At 57.2% G+C, this 15669-nt stretch carries 12 protein-coding genes; 3 read left to right on the forward strand and 9 right to left on the reverse strand.

Going from position 1 to position 15669, the window contains the following annotated elements; genetic code table 11:
- Positions 1-58: 58 nt before the first annotated feature.
- Together panS and HWQ14_RS03440 are read left to right on the forward strand one after the other, a co-directional pair.
- Positions 59-1003 (forward strand): ketopantoate/pantoate/pantothenate transporter PanS, encoded by a 945-nt coding sequence (gene panS / locus HWQ14_RS03435; RefSeq protein WP_176608972.1) that lies wholly within the window; start codon positions 59-61, stop codon positions 1001-1003.
- A gap of 50 nt (positions 1004-1053) precedes the next feature.
- Complete coding sequence (locus HWQ14_RS03440) at positions 1054-1326, forward strand: DUF3811 domain-containing protein (RefSeq protein WP_047354151.1); 273 nt, start codon at positions 1054-1056, stop codon at positions 1324-1326.
- Here the strand turns inward: HWQ14_RS03440 and rluF are convergent, their stop codons facing one another.
- The 5 genes from rluF to metH all read right to left on the reverse strand — a co-directional run bounded on the left by rluF (position 1327) and on the right by metH (position 8389).
- The gene (gene rluF, locus HWQ14_RS03445) at positions 1327-2199 is read right to left on the reverse strand and encodes a 23S rRNA pseudouridine(2604) synthase RluF (protein WP_176608973.1); all 873 of its coding nucleotides are present in this window, start codon (positions 2197-2199) and stop codon (positions 1327-1329) included.
- Positions 2200-2253: 54 nt separating this feature from the next.
- The gene (locus HWQ14_RS03450) at positions 2254-2571 is read right to left on the reverse strand and encodes a CcdB family protein (protein ID WP_148422269.1); all 318 of its coding nucleotides are present in this window, start codon (positions 2569-2571) and stop codon (positions 2254-2256) included.
- Positions 2571-2864, reverse strand: coding sequence for a type II toxin-antitoxin system CcdA family antitoxin (locus HWQ14_RS03455; RefSeq protein WP_014830260.1), 294 nt, complete (start codon positions 2862-2864; stop codon positions 2571-2573). The genes HWQ14_RS03450 and HWQ14_RS03455 overlap by 1 nt, the downstream gene beginning before the upstream one ends.
- A 95-nt stretch (positions 2865-2959) precedes the next feature.
- The gene (locus HWQ14_RS03460; protein WP_176608974.1) at positions 2960-4591 is read right to left on the reverse strand and encodes a Na/Pi cotransporter family protein; all 1632 of its coding nucleotides are present in this window, start codon (positions 4589-4591) and stop codon (positions 2960-2962) included.
- Between the two features lie 114 nt (positions 4592-4705).
- Positions 4706-8389 carry a methionine synthase gene (gene metH / locus HWQ14_RS03465; RefSeq protein WP_176608975.1) on the reverse strand — a complete coding sequence of 1228 codons (3684 nt, stop codon included), beginning with the start codon at positions 8387-8389 and terminating at the stop codon, positions 4706-4708.
- A gap of 193 nt (positions 8390-8582) precedes the next feature.
- On the opposite strand from metH, the gene iclR reads away from it, so the two are divergent.
- The gene (gene iclR, locus HWQ14_RS03470; protein ID WP_000258962.1) at positions 8583-9410 is read left to right on the forward strand and encodes a glyoxylate bypass operon transcriptional repressor IclR; all 828 of its coding nucleotides are present in this window, start codon (positions 8583-8585) and stop codon (positions 9408-9410) included.
- Between the two features lie 68 nt (positions 9411-9478).
- Here iclR and aceK read toward each other — a convergent pair whose 3' ends face one another.
- The 4 genes from aceK to metA all read right to left on the reverse strand — a co-directional run bounded on the left by aceK (position 9479) and on the right by metA (position 15471).
- A complete protein-coding gene (aceK, locus tag HWQ14_RS03475; RefSeq protein WP_176608976.1) occupies positions 9479-11218 on the reverse strand; it encodes a bifunctional isocitrate dehydrogenase kinase/phosphatase in 1740 nt (579 codons plus the stop codon).
- 115 nt (positions 11219-11333) lie between these two features.
- Positions 11334-12638 carry an isocitrate lyase gene (gene aceA / locus HWQ14_RS03480; protein ID WP_148422280.1) on the reverse strand — a complete coding sequence of 435 codons (1305 nt, stop codon included), beginning with the start codon at positions 12636-12638 and terminating at the stop codon, positions 11334-11336.
- A 31-nt stretch (positions 12639-12669) separates the two neighbouring features.
- Positions 12670-14271, reverse strand: a complete 1602-nt coding sequence (aceB, locus tag HWQ14_RS03485; RefSeq protein WP_176608977.1) for a malate synthase A — start codon at positions 14269-14271, stop codon at positions 12670-12672.
- A gap of 270 nt (positions 14272-14541) precedes the next feature.
- Positions 14542-15471: a homoserine O-acetyltransferase MetA gene (metA, locus tag HWQ14_RS03490; RefSeq protein ID WP_176608978.1), complete on the reverse strand. Its 930-nt coding sequence runs from the start codon at positions 15469-15471 to the stop codon at positions 14542-14544.
- Positions 15472-15669: the final 198 nt, after the last annotated feature.

Raw genomic sequence — 15669 nt, forward strand, 5'->3', positions numbered from 1 at the left:
GGCACAGACCCGGCTTTTTTATAACAAAACAACACGACAATACTGCAAGGAATCCACTATGTTATCCGCCATCACCCGGCTGTTCCCGTTATGGGCGCTGCTGCTCTCCGTACTCGCGTACTACACCCCCACCACGTTCACCGGCATTGGTCCGTGGGTAACCACGCTACTGATGCTGATTATGTTCGGCATGGGCGTACATCTTAAAATCGACGACTTTAAGCGCGTGCTTGCGCGTCCGGCCCCGGTTGCCGCAGGGATTTTCCTGCACTATCTGGTGATGCCGCTTGCGGCGTGGCTGCTGGCGATGGCCTTCAGGATGCCGCCGGATCTCTCCGCCGGGATGGTGCTGGTGGGCAGCGTAGCCAGCGGTACGGCCTCTAACGTGATGATCTATCTGGCGAAAGGGGATGTCGCGCTCTCCGTCACCATCTCGTCCGTTTCGACGCTGGTGGGCGTGATTGCCACACCGCTGTTAACCCGCCTGTACGTGGATGCGCATATCCAGGTGGACGTGATGGGCATGCTGCTGAGCATTCTGCAAATCGTGGTGATCCCGATCGCGCTGGGGCTTATCATTCACCACCTCTTCCCGCGGGTAGTGAAAGCGGTTGAGCCGTATCTGCCCGCGTTTTCGATGGTCTGCATTCTGGCCATCATCAGCGCCGTGGTGGCGGGTTCCGCATCGCACATCGCATCCGTGGGCTTTGTGGTGATTATCGCTGTGGTGCTGCACAACACCATCGGCCTGCTGGGCGGATACTGGGGCGGGAAGCTGTTTGGCTTTGACGAATCCACCTGCCGCACGCTGGCGATCGAAGTGGGAATGCAAAACTCTGGCCTGGCGGCGGCGCTTGGCAAAATTTACTTCTCGCCGCTGGCGGCTCTGCCGGGGGCGCTATTCTCCGTCTGGCACAACCTGTCCGGTTCGCTGCTGGCGGGCTACTGGTCCGGCAAACCGATTGACGAACAAGCGAAAAAAGATGCGGTGAAGCAGGGTTAATTTACGCGGCTTGCTTTACACTGAAGCCTCCCCATCAGGAGGCTTCAGCAATGGCTACACCACGATTGACCCAGAAAGACATGACGGAAGCCGAGCAGCGCGAACTAAAAACGCTTCTTGACCGCGCCCGCATCGCGCATGGCCGCACGCTAACGAACGCCGAAACCAACCAGGTTAAAAAAGAGTACATCGATAAACTGATGGCACAACGTGAGGCCGCGGCGAAAAAGGCCCGCAAGCTGAAAAAAGAGCAGGCTTACAAGCCGGACGCAGAGGCGACCTTCTCCTGGTCCGCCAGCACATCAACCCGTGGAAGGCGCTAATCAGCGCCCTTTCTTTTTACGCCCCGGCTGGGTAAAGCGTTTTCCGTTACCCGGCTTGCCTCGTCCTTTCTCTTCCGCATGCGGCGCCTTAACCACCGGACGCTTAACCGCCTGCGTTTTCGGTTTGGCTTTGGCTTTCGGCTTCGCTTCTGACGAGGAGTTCTCGATAAGTTTGAACAGCTCAATCAGCTCGTCGTCCGTTAAGTCACGCCACTCGCCCAGCGGGATCCCGGACAGGCTGACGTTCATGATGCGCGTGCGTTCCAGCTTCGTCACTTCATAACCGAAGTATTCGCACATGCGGCGGATCTGTCGGTTTAAGCCCTGCACCAGGGTAATGCGAAACGCGAACGGCGCCTCTTTCCTCACCTTACACTTCTTCGTCACGGTGCCCAGAATCGGCACGCCTGCGCCCATTCCGCGAATGAATTCGTCCGTGACCGGCTTGTTCACCGTAACGATGTACTCTTTTTCATGGTCGTTACCGGCACGCAGGATTTTGTTCACCAGGTCGCCGTGGTTAGTGAGAAAAATCAGCCCCTGAGAGTCTTTATCCAGGCGGCCAATCGGGAAAATACGGCTGCTGTGGTTCACGAAGTCAACAATGTTGTCCCGCTCGCCATCTTCCGTGGTGCTGACGATACCAACCGGTTTATTCAACGCGATAAACACCAGGTCTTCGGCATCACGCGGTTCGATGACCTGACCATTCACTTTGACCACGTCGCCAGGCACCACCTGATCGCCGATGGTGGCGCGTTTGCCGTTCAGAAACACGTTACCCTGTTCAATGTAACGGTCAGCCTCGCGACGTGAGCAGATCCCGCTCTCGCTAATGTATTTGTTTAATCGGGTTGATTGAGTTGGCAGCATAGTTTCTCCTGTGAAGGGCGAAATATACCTTACCTTGCGGCTGACAAAAAAGACCTAGTAACCGTTGATCAGAAAATCGAGTGCATCCCGCAATGAAGCACTGTTGTCAGTGAGATCGGCAACGCGTTCACCTAACTCTTTTGAAGAGATGCCTGACAGCATATGCATCATGACAACGCAGGGCTTACCCGCGATTTCAACGACAGGGCACACTTTCGCAGGCGGACGAATGCCGCCAAGCTGGCTTAATTCAACGGCGGGAGCAACCAGTACATGCTTCATCACATTAGCAACAGGATGCTGCATATTAATAAGCCATGGATAAGCTTTTCTCCCATTACCTTCATTCTCATAAGCAAAATATTGCTCCATCAGAACGACCTCTGAAAGTCACTAAAGGAGCCATTTTCATCAACCCACTGGTTGATGGCCTCTATAGACGCTTTATTTTCTGCTAACCACTCTGCGCGCTGATGCGCACGAAACTGCTCCTGTAGCGCGGCCGTGAGTACAGCAGAGAGATTGAGTTTAAGCCGTCGCGCTTCCTCAAGAATTTCTGGTGCTAACGAAACATTGACTGATTTTTTAATGCCATGAGTAGTGCGCATGAGAACCCCCATTGGAATGCGCATGAATTGGCGAAGTGTAGCGTAATAAACGAGCATTTTCTATTCCCTTCAAAAAGTAAGGTCTGAAGAGTAAATTGACCCTTATAAAGTGTCACGCCTCGCAAATGGGTTTTGCGAGACGCTTTCAGAGATTAATACTCATCCCGCTGGTCGTCTTCATCCGGCTGTTCCATCACGCTGTACGCCACGGCGCAGAACAGCGAGTTGAGGCGCTTCATATCCCCCAGCAGCCCCAGGTGCAGGGAGCTGGTCTCGATACTCTGCACGTTTTGCTGATGCAGGCGCTCAACGTGGGCGTGCGAGTAGCGACGGTTAAGGATGCGGAAACGATGCTTGTTGCGGCGCAGGCGCCTCGCGCTCGGCACGTCGCTGGAGAAGAAGACCGACATCGCCAGCTTCAGGTTGCTCACCAGCTGTTCGTGCAGCGCTTCCAGCTCCTTCAGCCCTTCAACGGAAAAGGCCCGACGCGCGGCCAGGGATTTGTCCGCGATTTCGCTGCCCATACGCTCGACGATATCCGAGGCCTGTTCCAGGTTCAGCGACATCTCGATGATTTCCGCCCAGCGGCGGGACTCTTCTTCCGCCAGCTCGTCCTGCGGAATGCGCGCCAGATAGAGCTTGATGGCGGTGTACAGCACGTTGATATCGTCCGCCAGCCTGCGCAGCTCTTTCTCCTGCCGCGGCTCGCCGTGCATCACCTTTTGCAGGCCTTCGAGCATGGTTTCCATCGCATCGCCCATGCGCAGCGTTTCGCGGGCGGCATTGGCGATGGCCAGCGCGGGGGTATCCAGCACCGAGGTGTCCAGATGCTTCGGCTTAAGGCGCGCGTCCAGCTCCGGTTCATCACGAATTAGCCGCTCGCAGAAGCGGGCCATCGGCGCGGCAAACGGCACCATCGCCAGGCAGCGCACCAGGTTGTAGAAGACGTGGAAGTAGATCACCAGCTCCGACTTTGGCAGAGGGAGGTTATCCATCAGGTTCGCCAGCGGGTGTACAAACGGCAGAATAATCAGGCTGCCCACCAGCTTAAACAGCAAACTTCCCAGCGCCACGCGGCGGGCAGCGGCATTGGCAGCGCTGTTGTTGAGCATCGCCAGCAGGCCCGAGCCGAGGTTGGCGCCGATCACCAGACACAGCGCGACGGGGAAAGAGATGGCCCCTGCGGCGGTGAGCGTGGCCGTCAGCAGCACTGCCGCCAGGCTGGAGTAGCTGACGATGGCAAACACCGCGCCGATGAGCGCATCCAGCATAATATCGCCGGTTAACGAGGCGAAAATAACCTGCACGCCGTTGGCCTGGGTGATAGGCGTGACCGCCTGCACAATCAGCTCCAGCGCCAGCAGAATCAGCCCGAGGCCAATACCGACGCGACCGAGCTGCCCGGCGCGGCTTTGCTTACGGCTGAGGAAGAAGATGACGCCGATAAAAATCAGCAGCGGCGACAGCCAGGAGAGATCGAAGGTGAGGACACGCGCCATCAGCGCGGTACCGACGTCGGCACCCAGGACAATGACCAGCGCCGGGGCGAGCGCCACCAGATCCTGCGCCACGAAAGAGGTGACGAGCATGGTGGTGGCATTGCTGCTCTGCACCAGCGCCGTCACGCCAATGCCCGCGCAGAAGGCGAGCGGCTTCTTCTCAACGCTGCCGCTAAGAACGGTACGTAAGCGCGCGCCGAACACGCGCATCACGCCGGTACGGACAATATGGGTGCCCCATACCAGCAGTGCGACTGCCGAGAGCAGGTGTAACAACGTCAACACGGAAGGTGTTCCTCCTTATCGTTATTCGTTTTTATGATTCAGTATAAGGGTTTAAACGTAAGAAAGAGACAAGGCACCCTAGCGGTGCCCTGTTTGTTGTAAGGAAAAGTGACGTTAGTCCGCGTCGTAGCCTAAATTTGGCGCGAGCCAGCGCTCTACCTCTGACACGCTCATGCCTTTGCGCCGGGCATAATCTTCAATCTGATCGCGCTGAAGCTGCGCCACGGCGAAATACTTGCTGTCCGGATGGCTGAAATACCAGCCCGAAACGGACGCCCCCGGCCACATGGCGAATGACTCGGTGAGCTTCATGCCGGTATGCGCTTCTACGTCGAGCAGTTTCCAGATGGTGCCCTTCTCCGTATGTTCCGGGCAGGCCGGATAGCCCGGCGCCGGGCGGATGCCCTGGTAGTTTTCGCGGATCAGATCCTCGTTGCTGAGATTCTCGTTCGCCGCATAGCCCCAGTACACCTTGCGCACGCGCTCGTGCAGATACTCGGCGAAGGCTTCCGCCAGGCGGTCGGCAATCGCTTTAACCATGATTTTGTTGTAATCATCGTGCTGCGCGTCGAACGCGTCCGCCAGCGCGTCTTCTTCCAGACCGCCGGTTACCGCAAACGCGCCGATGTAGTCGGCTTTACCACTCAGCTTCGGCGCGACAAAATCCGCCAGGCAGTAGTTGGCAAAGCCCACTTTCTCCGTTTGCTGGCGCAGGTGATGGCTCACTGCCAGCACGTGGGTACGGGTCTCATCGCGATAAATTTCCACGTCGTCGCCCACGCGGTTCGCCGGGAAGAGGCCCACCACGCCGCGCGGATTAAGGGCTTTCTCTGCGCTCAGTTTGTCGAGCATGTCGTTGGCGTCTCTGAACAGGCGCTTCGCCTCTTCGCCTACCACTTCATCTTCAAGGATGCGCGGATATTTGCCCGCCAGCGACCAGGTCATAAAGAACGGCGTCCAGTCGATGTAGTTACGCAGCGTCTCGATGCTGGCGGTGACGTCCTGCACGCCCAGACGGTGCGCAACCGGCGGCGTATAGCTGGACCAGTCGAACGCCAGATCGTTATCCCGCGCCGCCTGAAGTGAAACAGGCGGCGTGCGCGGTTTTTTACGGCCGTGCTGAATGCGGACGGTTTCATACTCTTTGCGGGTGCGCGCCACGAAGTCATCGCGCTGGGTGTCGGAGAGCAGCGCGGAAACCACGCCAACGGTGCGCGAAGCGTTCTGCACGTAAACCGTCGGGCCACTGTAGTTCTGTTCGATTTTCACCGCCGTATGCGCTTTCGAGGTGGTCGCCCCGCCAATCAGCAGCGGAATGGTGAAGCCCTGACGCTCCATCTCTTTTGCAACGTTGACCATCTCGTCCAGCGACGGGGTGATTAGCCCTGAGAGGCCAATCAGATCGGCGTTCACCTCGCGCGCGGTCTTGAGGATTTTATCCGCCGGAACCATCACGCCAAGATCGATAATCTCGTAGTTATTGCACTGCAGCACCACGCCGACGATGTTCTTGCCGATGTCGTGCACGTCGCCCTTCACGGTAGCGATGACCATCTTGCCGTTGCTGGAGCCTTTCTCTTTGCTGGCTTCGATAAACGGCTCCAGATAAGCCACGGCCTGCTTCATGACGCGGGCGGATTTCACCACCTGCGGCAGGAACATTTTGCCCTCGCCAAACAGATCGCCGACCACGTTCATGCCGTCCATCAGCGGCCCCTCGATCACCTCAATCGGGCGGGCTGCCTGCTGACGCGCTTCCTCGGTATCCTGCTCGATGAACTCGGTAATGCCTTTCACCAGCGAGTATTCCAGACGCTTTTTCACGTCCCAGGCGCGCCATTCGGCCTGCTGAACGTTGGCTGATTCGTCAGATTTACTGCCGCGGTATTTTTCCGCCAGCTCCAGCATGCGTTCGGTTGCGTCGTCACGACGGTTGAGGATCACATCTTCCACCGCATCGCGCAGCTCCGCTGGCAGATCGTCGTAAATTGCCAGCTGCCCGGCGTTAACGATCCCCATGTCCATCCCGTTGCGGATGGCATAGTAGAGGAACACGGCGTGGATTGCTTCACGCACCGGGTCGTTACCGCGGAACGAGAACGACACGTTCGACACGCCGCCGGAGATCAGCGCATGCGGCAGCTCGCGCTTAATATCTTCACATGCCCCGATAAAGTCCTGGGCGTAGTTATTGTGCTCCTCGATGCCGGTCGCGACGGCGAAAATATTCGGGTCGAAGATAATGTCTTCCGGCGGGAAGCCCACCTCTTCGGTCAAAATCTTGTACGCGCGGCGGCATATCTCGATTTTGCGCTCGCGGGTATCCGCCTGGCCCACTTCGTCGAAGGCCATCACCACCACGGCGGCACCGTAGCGGCGCACCATCTTCGCGTGGTGGATAAAGATATCAACACCCTCCTTCATGGAGATGGAGTTAACGATGCCTTTACCCTGAATGCACTTCAGCCCCTTTTCGATCACTTCCCATTTGGAGGAGTCAATCATGATCGGCACGCGGGCGATGTCCGGCTCGCCGGCAATCAGGTTGAGGAAGCGCACCATCGCCGCTTCGGCGTCGAGCATCCCCTCGTCCATGTTGATATCGATGATCTGCGCGCCGCTTTCCACCTGCTGGCGGGCAACGTCCAGCGCTTCGCTGTACTTCTCTTCTTTGATCAGGCGCTTGAATTTAGCAGAACCGGTCACGTTGGTACGTTCACCCACGTTCACAAACAGGCTGTCGTCGCCGATGGTCAACGGCTCCAGGCCGGAAAGGCGACAGGCAACGGGAAGCTCCGGCAGCTTGCGCGGCGGCAGCCCGGCCACCGCATTGCTCATGGCGGCGATGTGCTCCGGCGTAGTACCGCAGCAGCCGCCAACGATGTTCAGGAAGCCGGACTCGGCCCACTCGCGGATTTGCGCCGCCATGGTGTCGGCATCCAGATCGTACTCGCCAAACGCGTTCGGCAGGCCGGCGTTCGGGTGCGCCGTGACGTAGCACTCCGCAATGCGCGACAGCTCCTGCACGTACTGGCGCAGTTCGTCTGGCCCCAGGGCGCAGTTCAGGCCAAAGGAGAGCGCCTCCGCGTGACGCAGCGAGTTGTAGAAAGCTTCCGTTGTCTGGCCGGACAGGGTACGGCCGGAGGCGTCGGTAATGGTGCCGGAAATCATGATCGGCAGGTCAACGCCCAGCGCCTCGAACTCCTCCTTCACCGCGTAAATCGCGGCTTTGGCGTTGAGGGTGTCGAAGACGGTTTCAATCAGGATCAGGTCGGAGCCGCCCTCCACCAGCGCTCTGGTCGATTCACGATAGGCCGCGACCAGCTGGTCAAAGGTGATGTTACGGAATGCCGGGTCATTGACGTCCGGTGAAATCGACGCGGTGCGGTTGGTGGGGCCAAGCACCCCGGCAACGTAGCGCGGCTTGTCCGGCGTGCGCGCCGTCCACTCATCGGCACAGGCGCGGGCGAGTCTGGCCGCTTCAAGGTTGATCTCCGCCGACAGGGATTCCATCCGGTAATCCGCCATGGCGATGGTTGTCGAGTTAAAGGTGTTGGTCTCAACGATATCCGCACCCGCTTCGAAGTAGGCGTTGTGGATATCCTTAATCACGGACGGCTTGCTGAGCACCAGCAGGTCGTTGTTGCCTTTCAGGTCACAGGGCCAATCGGCAAAGCGTTCGCCGCGGAAATCGTCTTCGCTCAGACGATAGCCCTGGATCATGGTGCCCATGCCGCCGTCCAGCACCAGAATTCGTTCATTTAACTGCGCACGCAGTTGCTCTACTTTGCTGCTCACACTTGCTCCCGACAACGCTCAACATGGCCAATAGGCTGCGTTCCATACTGGCATAATCTCGCAGGGCCGAAAAGCCACACGGCGGTAACATGAGACATGTTCACCATCACTCCTCCGATCAGTCAGGATAACGGTTGCAAAACCACCAAATAAAACGAAAATGATTTCCACGATACAGAAAAAGGAGTTCATCATGGTTACGACCGTTCCCGCCAAACGCGGCAGAAAACCTGCCGCCAACCCTGCCGCACAGCCCGGCGGACAGGTTCAATCCCTGACCCGCGGCCTGAAGCTGCTGGAATGGATAGCCGAATCGCACGGCAGCGTGGCCCTGACGGAGCTGGCGCAGCAGGCGGGACTGCCGAACTCCACCACTCACCGCCTGTTGACCACCATGCAGCAGCTGGGCTTCGTACGTCAGGTGGGCGAGCTGGGTCACTGGGCGGTTGGCGCGCATGCCTTTATCGTTGGCAGCAGCTTCCTGCAAAGCCGCAACCTGCTGGCCATTGTCCACCCGATTCTGCGCAAGCTGATGGAAGAGTCCGGCGAGACGGTAAATCTCGCGGTGCTGGACCAGAGCGACCATCAGGCGATTATCATCGACCAGGTGCAGTGCACGCAGCTGATGCGTATGTCCGCGCCGATAGGCGGCAAGCTGCCGATGCACGCCTCCGGGGCGGGAAAAGCGTTTCTCTCGCAGCTGAGCGAAGAGCAGGTGACGGGGCTGCTGCACCGCAAAGGGCTGCACGCCTACACCCACGCCACGCTGGTATCGCCGGTTCATCTGAAGGAAGATTTGGCCCTGACCCGCAAGCGCGGCTATTCCTTTGATGACGAAGAACATGCCCTCGGGCTGCGCTGCCTCGCGTCCTGTATCTTCGACGAGCACCGCGAGCCGTTTGCCGCCATTTCTATCTCCGGCCCCATTTCACGTATGACCGATGACCGGGTAACCGAGCTAGGCGCGCTGGTCATTAAGGCGGCGAAAGAGGTCACGCTGGCGTACGGCGGGATTCGCTAGGATTGAGGGCGGTCTGATGTCCTCACCCGGGTCCTCTCCCACAGGGAGAGGGAGAAAACATGATGCCCTTACCCTGCGGGAGAGGGAGAAAACCGGACGCAAAACCGCTGCTTGCGGCGGTAAGCGTAGACGTCTTCCACATGTCCGTTTTTAATCCGCGTTTGCAGCCCGCGCCAGTAGCTGGCCCGAAACAGGTCGGCATGCATCTCTTCAAATAACGGTGCAATGCGCGGGTCCGCACATAGCCAGTGGCGAAACTCTTCGGGAAACACATCCCCCGGCGAAACGCTGTACCACGGCTCGGCGGAAAGCTCGTCATCCGGATACCGGGGCGGCGGTATATCGCGGAAATTCACCTCGGTCATATAGCAAATTTCATCGTAATCGTAGAACACAACCCGGCCGTGGCGGGTGACGCCGAAGTTTTTAAATAGCATATCGCCCGGAAAAATATTGGCGGCGGCAAGCTGGCGAATCGCGTTGCCGTACTCCTCAATGGCATCACGCAGTGCCTGGCCTTTAGACTGCTCCAGCCAGATATTCAGCGGCACCATGCGGCGCTCTATATAGAGATGGCTTATCACGATTTTGTCACCAAGATCGGTGATTTTGCCGGAGGCTTCCTGCATTAACAGCGACATAAGCGCCGGGTCGATTTGCTGCTTGTCCAACACAAAGTTTTCAAACTCCTGGGTATCGGCCATGCGCCCGACGCGATCGTGCTCTTTAACCAGCTGGTAGCAGGCGCGAACGTGGGCTGCGGTCATCTCTTTCTGCGGGGCGAATGTATCCTTAATCACCTTAAACACCCGGTCAAAGCCCGGGAGCGTGAAGACCAGCATCACCATGCCGCGGATTCCCGGCGCTTCGATAAACTGCTCATCGGCCGTCGTGACGTACCGCAGATACTCCCGGTAGCTTTCCGTTTTGGCGTGCTTCTGGCAGCCAATCGCCATATACAGCTCGGCGGTGGTTTTGCCCGGCAGGATCTCCCGCAGCCACTCCACCAGCGCGGCGGGCAGCGGGGCGTAAACCATAAAGTAGGAGCGGGCGAAGCCAAATACGATACTGGCCTCGGCGCTGGTGGTCAGGCAGGTATCGACAAACAGTTCGCCCTCGTCGGTACGGTGGATGGGTAACAGAAACGGCACGATGGCTGTTGGCGTAACCAGTTTGCCGACCAGCCAGGCGGCTTTATTGCGGTAGAATAGCTCGTTGGCCACCTGCAAATGGCTGCGGCTGAGCACCTGCCCGCCGAAGGTTTCGCTGAGATGCGCATGGATATAGCCGACATCACGGGATTTATTCTCCCAGGGCAGACGCAGCGGCAAATCCGTTAAGATGCGGTGCAGCAGCTTTTCCCATCCGCGGTCGGGGAAAAAATCTTTCGCCAGCGGGCGCGGAATGGTACGAAAGCGTCGCTCGGGCTGGGAGCTGAAGATAAATAACCGCTCAGGAGATAACGAGCGGTGGTCAAATAACCGGCAATAGACGGAGTTAAAAAAGCTCTCCGCAATTTCGAAGCGAGGGTAGTCGGGTAACAAATGGGTATAGTGCTCTTTGACGCGCAGTAGAAATTCCGCATCAGGACTTTTACCGTCGGTAATACAGCGCAGCTGCTCCACCACCAGACCCACGTGGTGGTCGTAAAGATGGATACGCTGCTTCATGGCCTGCTGAACCGCATGCCAGTCGGCGTGCTCAAAGCGCTGCTGCGCGCCGGATGTCACTTCAAGAAAACGACCATACTGGGCATCAAAGCCCTGCAAAATGGTTTGGACAATCAGCAATTCCAGGCCACGCGACATAGATTTCCCCTCACCCCTCACCCCGGCCCTCTCCCCGGAGGGGAGAGGGAGAAAACAGATCCGCACCAGACCATCCCCTCTCCCTTTCGGGGGAGGGTTAGGGTGAGGGAAAAAATTAGAACTGCGCTTCTTCAGTTGACCCCGTTAAGGCGGTGACGGAAGAGGTGCCGCCCTGAATGATAGTGGTCACGTTATCGAAATAGCCCGTCCCGACTTCCTGTTGGTGCGAGACGAAGGTATAGCCCTCTTTACCCGCGGCGAATTCCGGCTGCTGCACCTTCTCAACATAGTGCTTCATGCCTTCGCCCTGCGCGTAGGCGTGCGCCAGGTCGAACATGTTGAACCACATGCTGTGGATGCCCGCCAGGGTGATGAACTGGTACTTGTAACCCATATCCGACAGCTGCTGCTGGAAGCTGGCGATGGTGGTATCGTCCAGATTCTTTTGCCAGTTGAAGGATGGCGAGCAGTTATAGGCCAGCAGCTTGCCCGGATATTTCGCATGAATGGCGTCGGCAAAGCGCTTCGCCAGCGCCAGATCCGGCGTGGAGGTTTCACACCAGACCAGATCGGCATACGGCGCATACGCCAGGCCGCGGCTGATCGCCTGTTCGATACCGGCATGGGTGCGGTAGAACCCTTCGCTGGTGCGCTCGCCGGTGATGAACTCGCTGTCGTACGGGTCACAGTCAGAGGTGATCAGATCCGCCGCGTCCGCATCGGTACGGGCAATGACCAGCGTTGGCACGCCGAGCACGTCCGCGGCCAGACGCGCGGCAACCAGCTTCTGAATCGCTTCCTGGGTCGGCACCAGCACTTTCCCGCCCATGTGGCCGCACTTCTTCACCGACGCCAGCTGATCCTCGAAGTGAACGGCCGCTGCACCAGCCTCAATCATCGATTTCATCAGCTCGAAGGCGTTCAGCACGCCGCCGAAACCGGCTTCCGCATCCGCGACGATCGGCAGGAAGTAGTCAATAAAGCGCGGATCGTTAGGTTCGATACCCGCGGCCCACTGGATCTGATCCGCACGGCGGAAGGTATTGTTGATCCGATCCACCACCGACGGTACGGAGTTAGCCGGGTAGAGGGACTGATCCGGGTACATGCTGGAGGCCAGGTTGGCGTCAGCCGCAACCTGCCAGCCGGAGAGATAGATAGCCTCAATACCGGCCTTCGCCTGCTGCAACGCCTGGCCGCCGGTCAGCGCACCGAGGCTGTTGATATAGCCCTTTCTGGCGCCCCCGTGCAGCAGATCCCACATTTTCGCCGCGCCGTTCTGCGCCAGCGTGCATTCCGGGTTAACCGAGCCGCGTAACTTCACCACTTCCTCTGCGCTATAGGGACGGCGGATGCCTTCCCAGCGCGGTTGAGTCCACTCTTTCTGTAATTCTTCGATTTGTTGGGTACGGGTTTTCATGTGCAGATGCTCCATATTGTTATGTGGTGAATTACGCCAGGAAGCGGTAGCCCGGCAGGGTCAGGAAGTCGATTAACTCATCTGACGTGGTGATTTGCTCCATCAGGCGCGCGGCATCGTCAAAGCGACCGCTGCTGAAGCGGTGCTCGCCCAGCTCGTCCTGGATCACCCGCATCTCTTCGGCCAGCATCTGGCGGAACAGTGCTTTCGTTACCGGCTTGCCGTTGCTGAGCGTTTTTTGATGGTGGATCCACTGCCAGATTGAGGTACGTGAAATTTCCGCCGTCGCCGCATCTTCCATCAGGCCGTAGATTGGCACGCAGCCGTTACCGGAAATCCACGCTTCGATGTACTGAACGGCGACGCGAATGTTAGCGCGCATTCCCTCTTCCGTTCGTTCACCCGCACACGGTGCCAGCAGGTGTTCTTCAGCGATGGGGGCATCGTCTTCACGCGTAACAAAAAGCTGGTTTTTATTGTCACCCAGCACGCGGTTGAAAACCTCCATCGCCGTATCGGCCAGGCCCGGGTGAGCGATCCACGTCCCGTCATGGCCGTTGCGGGCTTCCAGCTCTTTATCGGCTTTCACCTTGTTGAGCACCTGATTGTTACGCTCCGCGTCTTTGCTCGGGATAAAGGCCGCCATGCCGCCCATCGCAAATGCGCCGCGTTTGTGACAGGTCTTGATCAGCAGGCGCGAGTAAGCGCTGAGGAACGGCTTATCCATAGTGACGACCTGGCGATCCGGCAGCACCCGATCGGCGTGATTTTTCAGGGTCTTGATATAGCTGAAAATGTAGTCCCAGCGACCGCAGTTCAGGCCCACAATGTGGTCGCGCAGCGCGTGAAGGATCTCGTGCATCTGGAATACGGCAGGCAGGGTTTCAATCAGCAGCGTGGCCTTAATGGTGCCGCGCGGCAGGTTGAAGCGGTCTTCTGCGTAGCTGAACACTTCACTCCACCACGCCGCTTCCTGCCAGGACTGGGTTTTCGGCAGATAGAAATAGGGTCCGCTGCCTTTCGCCAGCAGGTTTTTATGGTTGTGGAAGAAGTAGAGCGCAAAGTCGAACAGGCTGCCCGGAATCGCTTCTCCGCGCCACGTGACGTGTTTTTCAGGCAAATGCAGACCGCGTACGCGGCAGACCAGCACTGCCGGATTAGGTTTGAGCTGGTAAATTTTACCGGCTTCATTGGTATAGCTGATGGTACCGTTTACGGCATCGCGCAGGTTGATCTGCCCTTCGATAACTTTCCGCCAGTCCGGCGCGAGGGAGTCTTCGAAGTCCGCCATAAACACTTTGACGTTCGCATTCATGGCGTTGATCACCATCTTACGCTCTACCGGACCGGTGATCTCGACGCGACGATCCTGTAAATCTTCAGGTATACCGCGGATTTTCCATTCGCCTTGCCTAATGGAAGCGGTTTCCGAAATAAAACCAGGCAACTTGCCGTTATCGATTTCCTGCTGTTGATGAATACGTGCCGCCAGCAGCTTGTTGCGCTGCGGGGTAAAGCGGGTCACCAGCTCAGTCAAAAATTCGACGGCTTCTGTCGTTAAAACGTGTTGTTCCTGCTCGCCGTATGGCTGGGTAAAGGCCAGTTCATCCGCAGTGGTTGCCTGTTGATTCATTACGCTGCTCCTCGTCAAAGATCCAAATTCACGCTCCCGATGCGAGCGAAAGATCGTTGTGTAGTTTTCGCTCAGCAGAATTAAGACTATCTATATTTTTTCCAAAATCAAAAACAATTTCCATTTTAATAAAATATTGTAGATAACCTGTTGATTAACATTGAATTAAAATATCATTGCTTGTTGAGCGGTATTTCGGAAATAAAAAAGGCACCCGAAGGTGCCTGTTTTGAACAGCTGAAACGCTTTAGGATCGTTTAACGCAGAAGATTACTCCAGCGTCGGATTCATGTGGCGCAGATCGTATGGCGTGATTTGGTAGACGTAGTAGTTGAGCCAGTTAGTAAACAGTAAATTGCCATGGCTGCGCCAGGTAGCTCTCGGTTTGTTCTGCGGATCGTTTTTTGGGAAATAGTTGTACGGCACTTCAGGATTAAGGCCCGCTTCGACATCACGGAAATACTCTGACGCGAGGGTGTCCGGATCGTATTCCGGATGGCCAGTCACAAACGCGATGCGCTTGTCCCGGCTGGCAAACAGGTAAGCATCGCCCTCTTCCGTTTCGGCCAGGATCTCCAGATCGGTGTAATCGCGGATCAGCTGCGCCGGGAAATCAGCATAGCGGGAGTGCGGTGCCAGGAAGGAGTCATCGAAACCGCGCGTCAGCAGCGCGTGAGGGTGAATAATGTGGTGTTCATAAACGCCAGAAAGCTTTTCGGTTCGGGTTTGCTTAGGGATGCCGTAGAGAATATTCAACGCGGCCTGGACTGCCCAGCAGACAAATAGTGTGGACGTGACGTGATCTTTTGCCCACTCCAGCACCTGCCTGATCTGCGGCCAGTAGGCAACGTCATTAAATTCTACCAGCCCCAGCGGAGCGCCGGTGACGATCAACCCGTCGAAGTTCTCCTCGCGAATGTCGTCAAAATTACAGTAGAAGTTATTCAGATGCTCAGCAGGCGTATTCCGCGATTCACGCGCGTCAATGCGCAGCAGCTGGATATCAACCTGAAGCGGAGAGTTCGAAAGCAAACGCAGGAACTGGTTCTCCGTTTCGATCTTCTTTGGCATCAGATTAAGAATCAGTACCTTCAGCGGGCGAATTTCCTGACCTGTAGCGCGTGAAGCCGTCATCACAAAGACGTTTTCTTCACGTAAGAAATTGACGGCTGGTAGCTCGTCCTGCACCCGAATCGGCATAACCTTAAATCCTCACAGCATACGTATAAACGTTTAGACATCCAGACAGCTAACGATAACCAGATTTGGCTGGAATGTCGAGTCTGCAAGCGAAAGGTGAGAAAGTTTCAAGGAGGGGATGGTGCGGTCTGAAGGCCTCTTTCACAGGAAGAGAGGAAAGCCCAAAGCAAAAAACCCCGCACCTTACGGTACGGGGTT

It is taken from the genome of Enterobacter cloacae (assembly GCF_013375935.1).
Classification (GTDB): Bacteria; Pseudomonadota; Gammaproteobacteria; order Enterobacterales; family Enterobacteriaceae; genus Enterobacter; species Enterobacter pasteurii.